General features: G+C 44.0%; 13 protein-coding genes. 3 read left to right on the top strand and 10 right to left on the bottom strand.

Annotation, left to right across the window (positions count from 1 at the left end):
• Positions 1–217 precede the first annotated feature (217 nt).
• Positions 218–985: an N-acetylmuramoyl-L-alanine amidase gene (locus tag DXB15_RS13415; protein WP_118703239.1), complete on the top strand. Its 768-nt coding sequence runs from the start codon at positions 218–220 to the stop codon at positions 983–985.
• 383 nt (positions 986–1,368) lie between these two features.
• Positions 1,369–1,914: a hypothetical protein gene (locus tag DXB15_RS13410; protein ID WP_109216933.1), complete on the top strand. Its 546-nt coding sequence runs from the start codon at positions 1,369–1,371 to the stop codon at positions 1,912–1,914.
• A 284-nt stretch (positions 1,915–2,198) separates the two neighbouring features.
• Here DXB15_RS13410 and DXB15_RS13405 read toward each other — a convergent pair whose 3' ends face one another.
• The 8 genes from DXB15_RS13405 to tig form a co-directional block, all read right to left on the bottom strand.
• On the bottom strand, positions 2,199–4,187 hold the full coding sequence (locus DXB15_RS13405; protein ID WP_118703238.1) for an NAD(+) synthase: 1,989 nt from the start codon (positions 4,185–4,187) through the stop codon (positions 2,199–2,201).
• Positions 4,184–5,056: an Hsp33 family molecular chaperone HslO gene (gene hslO / locus DXB15_RS13400; RefSeq protein WP_109216680.1), complete on the bottom strand. Its 873-nt coding sequence runs from the start codon at positions 5,054–5,056 to the stop codon at positions 4,184–4,186. The genes DXB15_RS13405 and hslO overlap by 4 nt, the downstream gene beginning before the upstream one ends.
• 28 nt (positions 5,057–5,084) lie before the next feature.
• On the bottom strand, positions 5,085–5,837 hold the full coding sequence (locus tag DXB15_RS13395; protein WP_118703237.1) for a class I SAM-dependent DNA methyltransferase: 753 nt from the start codon (positions 5,835–5,837) through the stop codon (positions 5,085–5,087).
• A 194-nt stretch (positions 5,838–6,031) separates the two neighbouring features.
• Positions 6,032–6,970: a DUF1002 domain-containing protein gene (locus tag DXB15_RS13390; protein ID WP_118703236.1), complete on the bottom strand. Its 939-nt coding sequence runs from the start codon at positions 6,968–6,970 to the stop codon at positions 6,032–6,034.
• Between the two features lie 82 nt (positions 6,971–7,052).
• Positions 7,053–8,822 carry a single-stranded-DNA-specific exonuclease RecJ gene (gene recJ, locus DXB15_RS13385; protein ID WP_243115655.1) on the bottom strand — a complete coding sequence of 590 codons (1,770 nt, stop codon included), beginning with the start codon at positions 8,820–8,822 and terminating at the stop codon, positions 7,053–7,055.
• A gap of 98 nt (positions 8,823–8,920) precedes the next feature.
• Positions 8,921–9,682 (bottom strand): tRNA pseudouridine(38-40) synthase TruA, encoded by a 762-nt coding sequence (gene truA, locus DXB15_RS13380; RefSeq protein ID WP_109216683.1) that lies wholly within the window; start codon positions 9,680–9,682, stop codon positions 8,921–8,923.
• A 65-nt stretch (positions 9,683–9,747) separates the two neighbouring features.
• On the bottom strand, positions 9,748–11,139 hold the full coding sequence (gene asnS / locus DXB15_RS13375) for an asparagine--tRNA ligase (protein ID WP_118703235.1): 1,392 nt from the start codon (positions 11,137–11,139) through the stop codon (positions 9,748–9,750).
• A 241-nt stretch (positions 11,140–11,380) separates the two neighbouring features.
• Positions 11,381–12,568 carry a trigger factor gene (gene tig, locus DXB15_RS13370; protein ID WP_118703234.1) on the bottom strand — a complete coding sequence of 396 codons (1,188 nt, stop codon included), beginning with the start codon at positions 12,566–12,568 and terminating at the stop codon, positions 11,381–11,383.
• A gap of 213 nt (positions 12,569–12,781) precedes the next feature.
• Here tig and DXB15_RS13365 point away from each other — a divergent pair, with 213 nt between their 5' ends.
• Positions 12,782–13,228, top strand: coding sequence for a hypothetical protein (locus DXB15_RS13365; protein ID WP_109216686.1), 447 nt, complete (start codon positions 12,782–12,784; stop codon positions 13,226–13,228).
• A gap of 218 nt (positions 13,229–13,446) precedes the next feature.
• On the opposite strand, the gene murI is transcribed toward DXB15_RS13365, so the two are convergent.
• Both murI and DXB15_RS13355 read right to left on the bottom strand, forming a co-directional pair.
• The gene (gene murI, locus DXB15_RS13360; protein WP_118703233.1) at positions 13,447–14,280 is read right to left on the bottom strand and encodes a glutamate racemase; all 834 of its coding nucleotides are present in this window, start codon (positions 14,278–14,280) and stop codon (positions 13,447–13,449) included.
• 163 nt (positions 14,281–14,443) lie between these two features.
• Positions 14,444–14,875, bottom strand: coding sequence for a DUF1934 domain-containing protein (locus DXB15_RS13355; RefSeq protein ID WP_118703232.1), 432 nt, complete (start codon positions 14,873–14,875; stop codon positions 14,444–14,446).
• Positions 14,876–15,115: the final 240 nt, after the last annotated feature.

The following is a 15,115-nucleotide window of genomic DNA, read 5'->3' as shown; positions in this document are numbered from 1 at the left end:
ATGTACTATTTTGAAAAAGCAAACATATATTACTTACATGTAACAACGCAAAATCAGAACAGGCATACAGATCATGCCCTTTCATCTCAGGTGAAAAGGCTTCCACTTCTATAAGTGGCGTGTACCAACATTTTTTCAGCAGAAATATCCTCTAAGACGAAGATAAGTGCTCTGTAAGGATGTGATCTGGGAATTCTATTATTTAAGGGGGAAAACTATGGAGGTAGATATTATTTTAGACGCCGGACACGGCGGTTTTGACAACGGCGCATCATATATGGGACGTGCAGAAAAAGATGATGTGCTTCGACTGACACTGGCAGTCGGTGCCAAATTAAAAGAAGCCGGGTACAATGTTTATTATACCCGCACAACAGATGTATACAATTCACCAAACGAAAAAGCACAGCTTGCAAATCTGTCCGGTGGAAATTATTTTATCTCATTTCACCGAAACTCCGGCATGGAGGATAATCTGTACAACGGTGTGCAGACACTGATTTACCAACATAACGATACCGTTGACACTCTGGCAGAAAATATCAATCGCCAGCTGGAAAATGTCGGATTCAAAAATCTTGGTGTTGAGGAAGTCCCGGGGCTCATCGTCCTGCGAAAAACAGAAATGCCGGCAGTTCTTGTGGAAACCGGTTTTATCAACAGCGACATTGATAACCAGCTTTTTGACAAAAAATTTGATGCCATCGTGGATGCCATTGTCACAGGCATCGAAGAAAGTATTCCACTTTCCGCACAACAGGTTCCGGAACATTATTACGTGCAGACAGGACTGTTCAAATATGACGTCAATGCCGCTTACCAGTTAGAACGCCTGCAAATCCTCGGCTTTGACGGACAGATTCACTACGAAGAACCATATTACGGAGTCTGGATTGGCAAGCCCAAAACATTAGACGAAGCCGTCTTATTACAGGACGAACTTCGCCGTTCCGGTTACAGCACCTTAATCGTAAGTAAAAGTTAAAGTAAAACGTAAATTCATAAAAGAAAAAATAGTACTAATGACCATGACATAACATCCTGAAAATTCCTTTTTCTACAAAAGATTATTAAGGAAAAAGTATCGCCAATAACTGTATCTATAATCAAAGGTATCTTTTTTATCAGTGATTATGGAAATAAACAGCAGCAATAACTGAAATTGGAAATCGGGAGAAATTTTTCTCTGACAGCGATTGTTAGCGGCAGAGATAAAATTTTCCCGATTTCCATTCACTACCTATCGTTTAGTCATAATTCCCGCATTTACTACCTATCGTTTAGCCACCTAAATTTTAAATTTATCTTTACATTTCCGAAATTCGCATATATAATAAATTTGTCTTTATCTTTTTGATGTCTAATCACATGAAACAATCATATATCGTTGCATTCTGGAGTCCGCTTGCGGCTTCCCATCCACATTTTTGTCTGGATTTTTTCATCCCATTTTTACAAAAATATGGCGACATCCAATGTCTCGATCTGCAATCCCGTCAGGATGCACGCACCATTCGTTTGCTCCGACAGGCAAATCTGGTCATTATCGGTCTTCCACCGATTCCCGCAGCATTCCGCCGCTATTTCTGTGACAACTGGATTCCGTTTTCAAATGTCTGTTATGCCTTTCTGGATTATCTTCCGGCTTTGCAGACAGATATACGACGTATCTGTCACACATATCGACTGGCAGAACCTTCTGTCATGCGAATTCCCTATAATATCCGTTTTCGTGAAGCCGTGCGCTCCGGGCAGTCCCACGACTATCTGAAAGAAGAACTCCCCCAATATAAAACAACAGATTTTCATCTATGTATCCAGGAGCTTACCCGTTCCGGTAAACTGATCCTGAAAACACTTGACGAAAATCTGCTGATTCGTTCCAATGGTTTCAAAAATGTCCATCACATATAATTTATCAAATCCCATCACCATTCAAGAATGCTCCGGCATTCTTGTTGCGAGGTGCGCGTCATGCAATTGCATGACATACTTCAACTGCGCACCTCTGTAATCCTGCCGGAGGCTATATCAGATGGGGGATTGGCTCCCACCACTGATACTAGCTTGTTTCTCACCACCTATAGAGATGGGAGTCATCTCCCATCTGATATAATTTTGTTCCTCATCACATATAGAGATGGGAAGTCATCTCTCATCTGATATAAAAACCATATTCAGACTGAATTATCCTACTTCTACTGACGACTCATCTGTGCCGCAAATGCCTCCCAGCTTCCGCCAAGGAATCCACCTGCTGCCTGTTTTGGCTCATCATCCAGATGATCTAATTCTTCCATCCAGATTCTTGCACTTGCATCAGACGGCATACGCAGATCACCACGCGGGGATACTGCAACTGTTCCGACTTTTGGTCCATCCGGCAGACAAGAGCGTTTGAACTGCTGGCTGAAAAATCTCCGATAGAAAGTTTTTAACCATTTCTGAATTGTCTCTGTATCATAGGTTCCGTCAAAAGCATATTTTGCCAGACGGTAAATTTTCTTCGGTGTACATCCAAATCTCAGAATATAATACAGGAAGAAATCATGTAACTCATATGGTCCCACGATATCTTCTGTTTTCTGGGAAATCTTGCCATCTTCCGGTGGAAGAAGTTCCGGGCTGACCGGAGTATCCAGTACATCATACAGTACCTTCTGAAGTGTCTCGTCTCCGCAGGTATCCGCATAATAGCGCACCAGATGGCGCACCAGTGTTTTCGGTACAGAAGCATTGACACCATACATAGACATATGATCGCCATTATAAGTCGCCCAACCAAGAGCAAGTTCTGACATATCTCCGGTTCCAATGACCATACCGCCACTCTTGTTTGCAATATCCATCAGAATCTGTGTACGTTCTCTGGCCTGTCCGTTTTCGTAAGTCACATCATGCACAGCCTCGTCCTGACCAATATCACGAAAATGAGTACGGACAGAATCTACGATGCTGACTTCCCGGAAAGTTGCTCCCAGAGACTTGATCAGACTGACGGCATTATCATAAGTGCGGTCTGTGGTTCCAAATCCAGGCATTGTCACTGCCACAATGTCTTTGTGATCCCGGTTCAACAGATCAAATGCTTTTACCATAACAAGCAATGCCAGTGTAGAATCCAGTCCACCGGAAATTCCAACCACTGCTGTGGCAGCATTGGTGTGCTCCAGACGTTTTTTCAATCCCATTGCCTGGATCATAAAAATTTCTTCACAACGTTTTTCGCGGTCTGCCTTATTGCCCGGTACGAACGGTGCCGGATCTACAAAACGGGTCAGTTCCGTCTGTTCTTCCTTTAAGCTGAACTCAATATTGATATAAGTCTCATTGGATGCCGGGAACGTACTCATACGGCGACGCTCCTCATTCAGACGTGCAATATCCAGTTCTGTATAAATGCTCTCATTGCAGAAACGTCTGGATTCTGCCAGCAGGGAACCGTTTTCCGCGATCAAGTTATGACCGGAATAAACGACATCCTGTGTGGACTCTCCATCGCCCGCGCTGCAATAAATATAGCCGCAGATCAGGCGACCGGACTGACCGGTCACAAGACTCTTGCGATAAATATCTTTGCCCGTTGTCTCATCGCTGGCAGACAGGTTTACCAGAACGGTTGCTCCTGCCAGTGCATGATCCACTCCCGGCGGATTTGGTGCCCAGACATCCTCACAGATCTCTGCTGCAATTTTTAATGCAGGCATCTGACGGCACTGGAATAAAATCTGTGTGCCCATCGGCACGATAATATCCTCGTCCAATGCAACCGGAACCGGCTGTTTCATGCCGGATACAAAATGTCTGCGCTCATAAAATTCATTATAATTCGGGATGTGTGTCTTTGGAACCAGTCCAAGTACTTTTCCCTGTGCGATAGCTGCTGCCACGTTATACAATTTTCCCTGATGCTCCAGTGGAAGTCCCACAAACACCAGACAATCTTTGCGCTCGGTATATTTTGCGATCGCCAGCAGCTCTTTTTTTGCTTCTCTTAAAAGTAATTCCTGATAAAACAGATCTCCGCAGGTATAACCTGTAATGCACAGCTCCGGAAATACCAGTATTTTGGCACTTTTTTCCTGTGCTTCATCGATCAGCATGCAGATCTGTTCCCGGTTATATGTCGTATCCGCAACTTTCACCTTCGGTGTCAAAGCCGCTACTTTGATAAATCCCTGTCTCACTGTTTTAAGATCTCCTTTAATTCCTCAATGCTGAATGTGTATGCGGTATTACAGAAATGGCATTTTACTTCGATCGGTTTGCCGTCTGCCACCATTTCTTTTAAATCTTTCTTTCCGATGCTGATGATCGCTTTTTTCACGCGGTCTTTGGAACAGTTACAGTAGAAAGATGCCGGGATTTTCTCTGTAATTTCCACACCGAAATCGCCTAAAATGTACTCCAGCATGCTCTCCGGGGTATGTCCTTCTTCCAGTAAATTGGTAACAGAAGTGATCTCGGAAAGTTTTTTCTCCAGCGCATCAATGATCTTATCATCCGTAAATGGCATTAACTGGATGATAAAACCGCCTGCCTGACGTACCGTATTGTCCTTGTTCATCAGAACGCCAAGTCCCACAGAGGACGGTACCTGCTCCGATGTGGCAAAATAGTATGTTAAATCTTCGGCAATCTCACTGGTCTGTAAAACGGTGGTTCCCACGTATGGCTCTTTTAACCCCATATCTTTGATGACACGCATCATACCGACACCGACTGCTCCGCCTACATCTAATTTGTGCTGTTTGTTTGGCGGCAGCATAACATCATTTACCACCGGATAACCTTTGACATGTCCTTTGGAATCCGCGGTAACGGTCATTCCTTTCATCGGACCGCCAGACTGGATCTGTACAGTCAGCAGATCCTTGTCCCCTTTCATCATGACACCCATCATAGCTCCGCCGGTCAGCAGTCTTCCAAGTGCTGCTGTCACTACCGGACTTGTCTGATGGCGCTGTCTTGCTTCCTCTACAATTCCTTTTGAAGTCATGGCAAATGCGCGGATAGAACTGTCTGCCGCAGTTGCCCTTACAATATAATCTTCCATGTTTTTCATTCCTTTTTCTATTATGTTTTTAAAATATATGCGGCTGTGGTCTTCTTGCCACAAAATATGCCCGCTCACAATCTGCCTTTGGCGGCTCTTTGGTTCCTTCGCCACAGACTGCCAGTAATTCCAGACCTGATGCCTTGATCAATTCTTCTACCTTTTCCAACTCATAAGCTCTCTGATAATGAAACTCCTCATAACGGGCATACAAGCCACTTTCCTGCTCGACAAACAGCGTCAGCGCATATTCGTTGATACTGCTTTCTTCGTCAAAACAATTTTCCCAGATAAAACTTTCATGCTCCCGGTTCTCACAGATGGTCGCATCTCCGATCAGATCCCGGTATTTGTACAGCGTATTCATATCAAAAATAAAGATTCCGTCCTGATCCAGATAATTATGCACCAGTGAAAATACTTCTGCAAGGTCTTCCTCCTCCAGAAGATAATTCATGGAATCACAGACACATACCACTGCCTTCACGGTTCCATATAATTCAAATTCCCGCATATCCTGCTGTAGATACAGGATTCCGTCATCCGGATGTTCGCGTGCGATCTCCAGCATCTCTGCCGAATTATCCACACCGATCATGTCATATCCTTTTTCTCGCAGCAGACGTGTCATCGTTCCGGTTCCGCATCCCAGATCCAGCACCAGACCGTCTTCTATCCCATGTGATCGTAAAATCTCACAAATCGCCTCACACCATTTTTCGTAAGGCACGTTATCCATAAATTTTTCGTATACATTGGCAAACTCTGTATAAGCTTCCATTTTTCCTCCATACTGCGCAATTTTCTGTCTGAATGTTTGTCACTTCCATTTTTATCATACAAATTCATGTTTTATACAATTCAAGTCGAACGCACGTGAGACTTGGTGCGTGATTCTGGTCAGCGCAAGCTGACATCTTCTTTTCAGAATCACTGCACTCTACACTCCGTTCCGGTCGGCGCAAAACACCATCCTTATCTCTGGAACAGACCCTTAATAAACGCGATCAGCTTTGCAAAAAATCCCTGCGCCTGATCTGTCAGCGCTGCCGTATCAATATTCAGTCCCATATCTTTTAATTTTCCATACAGGTTCTGTGCCTGATTTTTCAGGTTACCCCAGTCCAGATCCAGTCCCTGTAACTTTTTCAGAAGTTCCAGAAGCTGATCGATCTGATCCTGTGTCAGACTGACATTAAATTTTTCAGAAGCCTCATCAATGGCATCTTTGATCTCGGAATCAGACAGATTTTTACCGCCCACCTGATCTTTCAGATACGCAACCATTCCCGCTACCTCATCGGTATTTCCAGTCTCATTTCCAATGTCACCGGTTACGACGATCTCGTTGACGGCTCCGTCAATGACATCAGTATCTACCTGTTCTCCACTCATAACAGAATATGCTTTGATGGCTCCGATCAGCGCTGCGGTTCCCGACATATCAAACGGTCCCACAACGACAACATTGGCATCTTCCACGCCTGCGGTTGCCAGCGCATTTTCATACATGCTCGCGGTACAGTAATTGATATTTTTGGTTGTTACTTTGATACCGCTGCCTTTTTTCGCATCCATAACGGCTACAGAAGACAATGCACGGCTTCCGATATGATCATTGGTCACATAGGCATCCAGATACTGATGTTCTTCTGCGTTTGTGACTGTATTTACATTGCATTTTTCCAGATCCGCTTCTGTCAGTCCAAAATAGTCCAGAACCTTTGCTTTCTCATCTACCCGCAGATCCGCACCAAAGGAAATATATGGTGTCTCACCGTCTGCGATCGTTACTTTTGTATCACTGTTACTGTCACTCTCACTGGCAAACGCTGTCAGGCATGTGCCAAGACTCATCACGACTGCCAGCATCAGCGCCAAACCTCTGTGTAATACCTTTCTTTTTTTGCTCATATTGAACCTCCGTTCCAGTCTGATATCTTTTTCTTTCTCAGACCTGTTGCAAAAAATTCTGCAAAATCATTATATTTACGGATCAAGCAGAAATTCCCGTTATTTTCAGTTTCACCCGCGGTGTCTCATAATAAGTATCAATCTCAGGATAATAAGTAAAATGCAGTGCCGCGTTGTGGACACAACGATTTGCCATCGTATCGTCTGCCACTACCTTACCATATTTTTCTTCCAAAGGTAACCGTAAATTGTCCGGATCTCCAAAATATACTGCCTGAACTTTTGCTCCGGACGAACTGTGTAATGTTAATTGTACCACACGTCCCGTTGGTCCGTAAATTTTCAACCGCTCGATCACCAGATTTCGATCCGCAAACACTGGTTTATCATTGCCTTTTCCGAATGGTTCCAGTAATTTTAACTGCTCGATCAGTGGGAATGTGATATATCCGATAGGCATCGGCACATCGATCACAACTTTTGCCTGTAATTCTTCTTCCGTCAGGGTACACACTTCATTCAATCTGCGGCGGAATGCCCCAATATTTTCCTCCGGCAGAGAAAATCCCGCTGCCATGGGATGTCCGCCAAACGAACTAAGCAGATCCGCACATTTATTCAGTTCTTCAAACATCGAATAACCCTCGATGGATCTGCCGGAGCCTTTCGCGCCTTCTTCCCCACGGGTGATTACCAGGGTCGGTCGATGGTATGCCTCCCGGATTCGTCCGGCTACAATACCTGCCAGACTTTCATGGCAGTCCGGCAAAAAGATGACAAACACCCGGTCGTTTTCATATCCGCCATCCGCGATCATCTGTTTTGCCACTTCTACGGCCTGCTCCGTCAACAGCTTCCGGCTGTTATTCAGATCCACCGCTTCCTGCGCCAGCACTGCCGCTTCCGCTTCTGACTCACAAAGCAGCAGTTTTAAGGCAATACGCGCGGTTTCCAGTCGCCCGGTGGCATTTAAGCATGGTCCCAGTCCGAATCCGATATCACCGGAACGGATCTCACCCAGTTTTCGATTACTCTGCAGGATCAGTGCCTTCATACCGATATTTTGTGTCTGATTTAACATTTTTAATCCCAGTTTTACCAGCACGCGGTTCTCGCCCTGCAGATCCATGACATCGCCTACTGTCGCAAAACCGGCATTTTCAATGAATCGATCTGCTTCTGACACCGAAATCCCTGCCTGTTCATATAATACCTGTACCAGCTTCCATGCCACCGCTGCGCCACAAAGCTTTTTAAACGGGTACTGACACGCTTCCTGTTTCGGATTTACAATGGCATCCGCCTCACTGATTTTTTCCCGGCGCACGCCATTTTCTTCTATGTAAGGCACCTCATGGTGATCGGTCACCACCACCGTCATGCCAAGTTCCTTTGCCAGATGGATCTGATCAATGGCAGAGATTCCGTTATCACAGGTCAAAATTGTGTCGATTCCGGCTTCTGCCGCCTGTGTGACCAGATGCTCGTTCATGCCATAACCATCCCTGATCCGATGTGGAATGACATAATCTGCCTCTGCTCCGATCCGTTTCAGCGCACAGTATAAAATGTACGTGGACTGGATGCCATCTATATCATAATCACCGATAATTCGGATTTTCTTCTGTTCTTTTACTTTTTTCAGAATGATCTCGGCTGCCAGATCCACATCTTTGAGCAAATGCGGATCGATCAAATCCTTTTCATCCCCATGCAGGTAATACTCCATTTCATCCAGATCCGTCAGACCGCGGTTTCGCATGATCCGGGCAATCACCGGATCAATCCCGAAATGTTCACCGATTGCTTTAAAATCAGCACCTTTAGCTGATACAACCCACTTTTCTTTCAATCGTATACTCCTTTTTCCATCACTTTCATGATGTACGTAAAACTTTTCATGTAATTCAACAAAATGCACGGATCTGTTTTTTCCATAATTCATGTGCATCAATATACTACTTCCCACAAGGTCAGTCCCTGTGCCGGCATTGTCGGACCTGCCTCTGCCCGGACTTTTGACTCCAGGATCTCAGCTACATGCTCCGGCGGATAAACTCCGGTTCCCACATCCACCAGCGTTCCGGTCACAATGCGGATCATATTTTGCAAAAATCCATTTCCGGTATAAGTGAAACGGATCTCACCGCCGATTTCTTCTATGGAAATCTCATGAATCGTTCGCACCGTGGATTTCTTCATCTTCGCATTTCCGCAAAATGCCGCAAAGTCATGTTTTCCAAGCAGATATTCTGCTGCCTGACGCATAGCTTCCACATCCATGTGCCGCGTATCATGCAGCATGTATTTCCGTTCAAATACGTTTGGATATGCCGCGTTCCAGATCCGGTATACATAAGTCTTTTTCACGACGTTTAATCGGCTGTGGAACCGTTCTGATGCCACCCGCACCTCTGTCACTGCAATGTCTTCCGGCAGATACTCTGCAAAAAGCGCCAGCAGCTCATCACAAACATCTTCTGGTGCCTTTCCATCACACAACGCCTCCGGAATCCGAAAATTTGCCACCTGTCCACGGGCATGTACCCCTGCATCCGTCCGGCCGGAACCATCGATTTCAATGGTGCGCCCATACCGTCTTGTTAAAATTGCCTCAATCTTGCCCTGAATCGTCTGATCCGTGGTGCGCTGTCTCTGCCATCCTTTGTAGCGGGTTCCATCATATTGAATATATATTTTGTAATTCGCCATAAATGTCCTCTTTGTCTAAGAAAGGGAGGTCGGCATGCACCAAACCTCCCCTTTTTCATTTTTTATTACAGTTCGCAGTTATTTACTGTTCTTGGGAACGGGATTACGTCACGGATATTGCCCATACCTGTCAGGTACATCACGCAACGCTCAAATCCAAGTCCGAAACCTGCATGTCTTGCAGAACCATATTTTCTCAGATCCAGATAGAAGTCATAATCTTCCTCTTTCAGTCCAAGTTCTTTCATTCTGCCAAGCAGTTTGTCGTAGTCATCCTCACGCTGACTTCCGCCGATGATCTCACCGATGCCCGGAACCAGACAGTCCATAGCGGCAACGGTTTTGCCATCCTCGTTCAGTTTCATGTAGAACGCTTTAATCTCCTTCGGATAATCCGTTACGAATACCGGACGTTTGAAGATTTCCTCTGTCAGATAACGCTCATGCTCTGTCTGCAGATCTGCGCCCCAGAATACTTTGTAATCGAATTTATCATTGTTTTTCTCAAGGATCTCGATTGCTTCTGTATAAGTTACATGACCAAAATCAGAATTTAATACATGGTTCAGACGGTCAAGTAATCCTTTGTCAACGAACTTGTTGAAGAATTCCATTTCTTCCGGCGCATGCTCTAATACATAACGGATCACATATTTTAACATGCTCTCTGCCAGTACCATATCGTCCTTCAGATCTGCAAATGCGATCTCCGGCTCGATCATCCAGAACTCAGCTGCATGACGGGTGGTATTGGAATTTTCTGCACGGAAAGTCGGTCCAAAGGTGTAGATATTTTTGAATGCCATGGCGTAAGTCTCACCGTTTAACTGTCCACTTACGGTCAGGTTGGTCGGTTTTCCAAAGAAGTCCTGTGTAAAATCAACGCTTCCATCGTCTTTTTTCGGCACATTGTTCAGATCCATGGTTGTTACCTGGAACATCTCACCGGCACCCTCACAGTCACTTCCTGTGATCAGTGGTGTGTGTACATACACAAAATCACGCTCCTGGAAGAATTTGTGAATTGCGTATGCGATCAGGGAACGTACACGGAATACTGCCTCAAAGGTATTGGTACGCGGACGTAAATGAGAAATTGTTCTCAGATATTCAAACGTATGACGTTTTTTCTGCAGCGGATAATCCGGTGCGGATGCGCCCTCGACCTCAACGCTTTCTGCCTGGATTTCAAACGGCTGTTTTGCTTCCGGTGTCGGAACCAGTTTACCGGTTACGATGATGGCAGCACCCACGTTTAATTTGGAAATCTCTGCAAAGTTTTCCAGATGATCCCCATAAACAATCTGTAATGGTTCAAAAAATGTACCGTCATTTACGACGATAAATCCAAATTTTTTGGATCCGCGAACGGAACGTACCCATCCTCCGATGGTTACTTCTTTGTCAAGATACTCTTCTTTGTTTCTGAATATGTCACGAATGTTTGTCAGTTCCATAATCATTGCCTCCCAACTGTTAGCCCCTCAGCTAATTTCATCAATCTTTTTTGTTTTTTTCAAGTCGAACGCACGTGAGACTTGGTGCGTGATTCTGGTCAGCGTAAGCTGACATATTCTTCTCAGAATCACTGCACATTCTCGCGTAGCGTTTATCTCAGTCGGAGATTATACTCCGACTGAGATAAAACAGATCTTCACGATCCACTTTTTTCTAAAAGTATTACCTGCTGTCAGATTTTTACTCTGCATCTGCAGAGCTGTCATCTGCACCGGTAGAAGAATCAGAGGAAGATGTGTCTTTTACAGTTGTCTTTACGCTGTCCATAATTTTTGACAGTGCCTGATTCTCAGCGTAGCTTAATTTGATGTAATCCTCTCCGCCGTACTCCTCATAAAATGCATCTCTGCTGTCAAAATTGTAGCTGGATACATACTGATCTACGAAGGATTCAAAGCTCTTTTCTGAAATAGAAAGTTTCATATCTCTTACGATTGCTTCCAGGATCAGCTCCTGTTTGATACTCTCTTCCATTTTAGTATCAATATTTTCGTAAAACTCATCTTCTGTCTTACCGGTGTAATCCTCAAAGCTCTTACCACTGTCCTCTACAATCTTGTTAATACGATCTTTATACTCTGCGATTCTCTGGTCAAGCAGTCCATCCGGAATTGTAACTTCACACTCATCTAAGAGTTTTGCAAGAACCTCTGTCTGAACCTCCTGCATTTTTGTAGAGTAAACCTGCTGCTCCAAGCCGCTACTTACCTGGGATTTCAGCTCATCAACGGTTGTGATTCCCTGTGTTCCAAAGTTTTCGCTGACATATTCATCGGTCAGATCTTCGTATCCGATATCTTTCTTTGTCTCAATACCGTTAATTGTTACTGTAAATACAACATCTTTGCCTGCCAGATCAGTATTAGAATAACTATCCGGGAATGTCAGGTTCAGATCTACTGTATCACCAACATTTTTTCCGATCAGACCATCCTCGAATCCATCGATAAAAGATCCGGAACCAATTTCCAGATGCTGTCCTGTTGCGCTTCCGCCGTTGAACTCCTCGCCGTCTACTTTTCCGACATAATCAATATTTACGATGTCACCGTTCTCTACGGTTGTCTTGTCAGTGGTCTCATATTCCGGATACATGGACAGCAGGTACTCAATGTATTCCTGAATCTGTTCATCGGTAATAGAATAATCCTGGGATAATTCTACCGTCATATTCATGTAGTCATTCAGTTTTACATATTTCTGCACTTTATAATCTGTTGCTTTCATCAGCTCTTTATAGCTGATCTGCACATCTTCTTTCTCAGCAGATACGCTGGTTCCTGTTTCTGCACCTTTCTGTCCACAACCGCCCAGTGTTGCAGAAGCGACCATGACTGCCATCAGTATCATTACAAGTTTCTTCTTCATCTTTTATAGTTTCCTTTCTTACGAACACGTTCTGTTCCATTTCTGTATTCTTTTCAGAAGACATCACTGCTTTTAAAGATACCATATTTCCCTATAAATGAAAAGTCATTCTTCTTAATTTTTTCTTGAGTTTTCATATAATCAATGATACAATAGCATACAGACTTAGTATTACTATCGACTAAAAATACCGATGAAGGAGGAAATATATCTGTGACAACAGCACATATCATTACACTTATTGTTGTTATTGCCGCTTGTGTTGGCGCAATCATCCTGCTCTATTTCATGGGCAAAAGAAATATGAAGAAACGTGACGAACAGCAGGCTGCCATCGACCAGGCTGCACAGTGGGTCAACATGCTGATCATTGACAAGAAAAAACTCCGCATGAAAGAGTCCGGACTGCCACAGCAGGTCATCGACCAGACACCGCGTTTTGCAAGACTTGCCAAAGTGCCGGTTGTAAAAGCAAAAGTTGGACCTCAGATCGTTACTCTGATTGCTGATAACCAGATTTACGATCAAATCCCAGTGAAAAAAGAAGTAAAAGCTTCTCTGAGCGGTCTGTTCATTTCAGATGTTCGCGGTGTACGCGGACCTTTGGAAAAACCGGAAAAGAAACGCGGATTCTTCGCAAAACTTACCGGACAGAAATAAGTTTGTAATGGAATACAGCATAACAAATAAAAACATCGGTGAATGGATTTCTGATCAATCCACTCACCGATGTTTTTTATTATCACATTTTTTGCTATGTATTGCGCTTACAATCTTTTTTTATTCTAAACATATTCATTCAAGTCGAACGTATGTGGGACTTGGTACACGATCCTGGTCAACATAAGCTGACATATTCTGCTCAGAATCACTGCCTTTTAATAATCTTCAATGTGGATCAGTTGTGTGGTATCCACGCCATACGGCAAAATAGAATTTGCAAAATTCTTAAACTTGTTTGCCGCATCACTGACATAAAACTCATGCATCGCACCCTCATAAGATTGTTTGCCATCATTATTTAATCCGTCCCGCTCCAACAATGCTTTCAGCTCTCTGGCAGTCTCATATGCCGGATTTACCAGATTGACTTTTTCTCCCATGATCTGACGAAGCGTAGAGCGAAGCAATGGATAATGAGTACATCCCATGATCAGTGTGTCAATACCGGATTCCAGCAATGGCTCCAGATAACGGTTTGCCACTTCTACGGTTACCGGATCTTTTAACCATCCTTCTTCCACCAACGGCACAAACAACGGACATGGCTTGCCCAACACCTGAGCGTTTGGTTTATGGGAATGGATCTCTTTTGTATACAACTGACTTTCAATGGTACTTTCGGTAGCGATCACACCGATTTTTCCATTTTTTGTTACTTTTGCAGCTTCCTTTGCACCTGCTTTGACCACGCCAAGAATCGGAATGTCAAATTCCGGCTGCACAGTCTCCAATGCCAGCGCACTGGCGGTATTACAGGCGATCACGATTGCCTTTACCCCTTTGCTCTGAAGGAAACGGATGATCTGTCTGGAAAAACGGATGATCGTCTCCTGCGATTTGCTTCCATAGGGAACGCGGGCGGTATCGCCAAAATAAATGATGCGCTCCTTTGGTATCTGACGCATGATCTCACGCGCCACGGTCAGTCCACCCACACCGGAATCAAAGACGCCGATGGGTGCATATCTAAAATCCTGATTTTCTGCCATTTTTCTATCCTTCCTGTTTATAAGAATATTTTTCTGTTTATTTGTAAATCGGTAAACACATTTCTGTGTGTTGTCTTTCTTATTGTTTGTATTTTTTCTTATTTTTTATGCCGTACATCTTCGTGGAACTTTTATCTCAGTCGGAGATTGCGATAAAATCAGACTATCTCGGCTGCTTTGCCTGAACTTTTAAAGTCAGGGAACATTTTGCCAGATATTCTTCCTCCACTTCCAGATCATACTCCAGATTCAGATGGATCATATCCTCTGACTCCAGCACACGGATCATTTTGGAATCAAATCCAAGCATCAGACTTCCATACGGTGTCTGATAAGAGGTACGTGTCTTCTTATCTCTCTGAAATATCATATGTACCCCGGATGCACCTTTTTTTGACAGGTCTACACTGTCATCGCCAATCTTTATCATGCATTTGGTTACTTCCGCAATTCCCTCCTGAACTTCTTCATAGAGAATATAATGTTTTCCGTTGCGGAAATAATATTCACCCGGTGTGACGGTTTCAATCGGCTCATCTGTCTCACCGTCTCTTTTCTGAATCCCGCAAATGGTAATCAATACATCTTTTGTCATATTTTGTCCTCATCTTCATATCATGCACATTTCCTGTTCTGACTTATCGGTCAGATCCTATTTTCAAACAACTATCTGCAAAGGAAACAACAGACTTCCTTTGTTTAAATTCCTTTTGGTCAAGCGGATATTCGCAATCCGCTTCGCTACTTGCTCATAACCGAATAACTGCTCCGCAGTTTATCAGAAGGAGCATGCACTCCTCCTGATACAAGCAAGTCCCCACCCACTGCTTATTGC

Source organism: Roseburia sp. OM02-15, from assembly GCF_003481835.1.
GTDB classification, from domain to species: Bacteria; Bacillota; Clostridia; order Lachnospirales; family Lachnospiraceae; genus Eubacterium_I; species Eubacterium_I ramulus_A.
Note: the sequence above shows the minus strand (reverse complement) of the source record. Positions and strands in the feature narration are given on the sequence as shown.

What these genes read in the sequence shown, in the direction of transcription:
- DXB15_RS13415 (WP_118703239.1), top strand. Translation starts at nt 218, where the DNA reads ATGGAGGTAGATATTATTTTAGACGCCGGACACGGCGGTTTTGACAAC.
- DXB15_RS13410 (WP_109216933.1), top strand. Translation starts at nt 1,369, where the DNA reads ATGAAACAATCATATATCGTTGCATTCTGGAGTCCGCTTGCGGCTTCC.
- hslO (WP_109216680.1), bottom strand. Translation starts at nt 5,056, where the DNA reads ATGGAAGATTATATTGTAAGGGCAACTGCGGCAGACAGTTCTATCCGC.
- DXB15_RS13395 (WP_118703237.1), bottom strand. Translation starts at nt 5,837, where the DNA reads ATGGAAGCTTATACAGAGTTTGCCAATGTATACGAAAAATTTATGGAT.
- DXB15_RS13390 (WP_118703236.1), bottom strand. Translation starts at nt 6,970, where the DNA reads ATGAGCAAAAAAAGAAAGGTATTACACAGAGGTTTGGCGCTGATGCTG.
- truA (WP_109216683.1), bottom strand. Translation starts at nt 9,682, where the DNA reads ATGGCGAATTACAAAATATATATTCAATATGATGGAACCCGCTACAAA.
- asnS (WP_118703235.1), bottom strand. Translation starts at nt 11,139, where the DNA reads ATGGAACTGACAAACATTCGTGACATATTCAGAAACAAAGAAGAGTAT.
- tig (WP_118703234.1), bottom strand. Translation starts at nt 12,568, where the DNA reads ATGAAGAAGAAACTTGTAATGATACTGATGGCAGTCATGGTCGCTTCT.
- murI (WP_118703233.1), bottom strand. Translation starts at nt 14,280, where the DNA reads ATGGCAGAAAATCAGGATTTTAGATATGCACCCATCGGCGTCTTTGAT.
- DXB15_RS13355 (WP_118703232.1), bottom strand. Translation starts at nt 14,875, where the DNA reads ATGACAAAAGATGTATTGATTACCATTTGCGGGATTCAGAAAAGAGAC.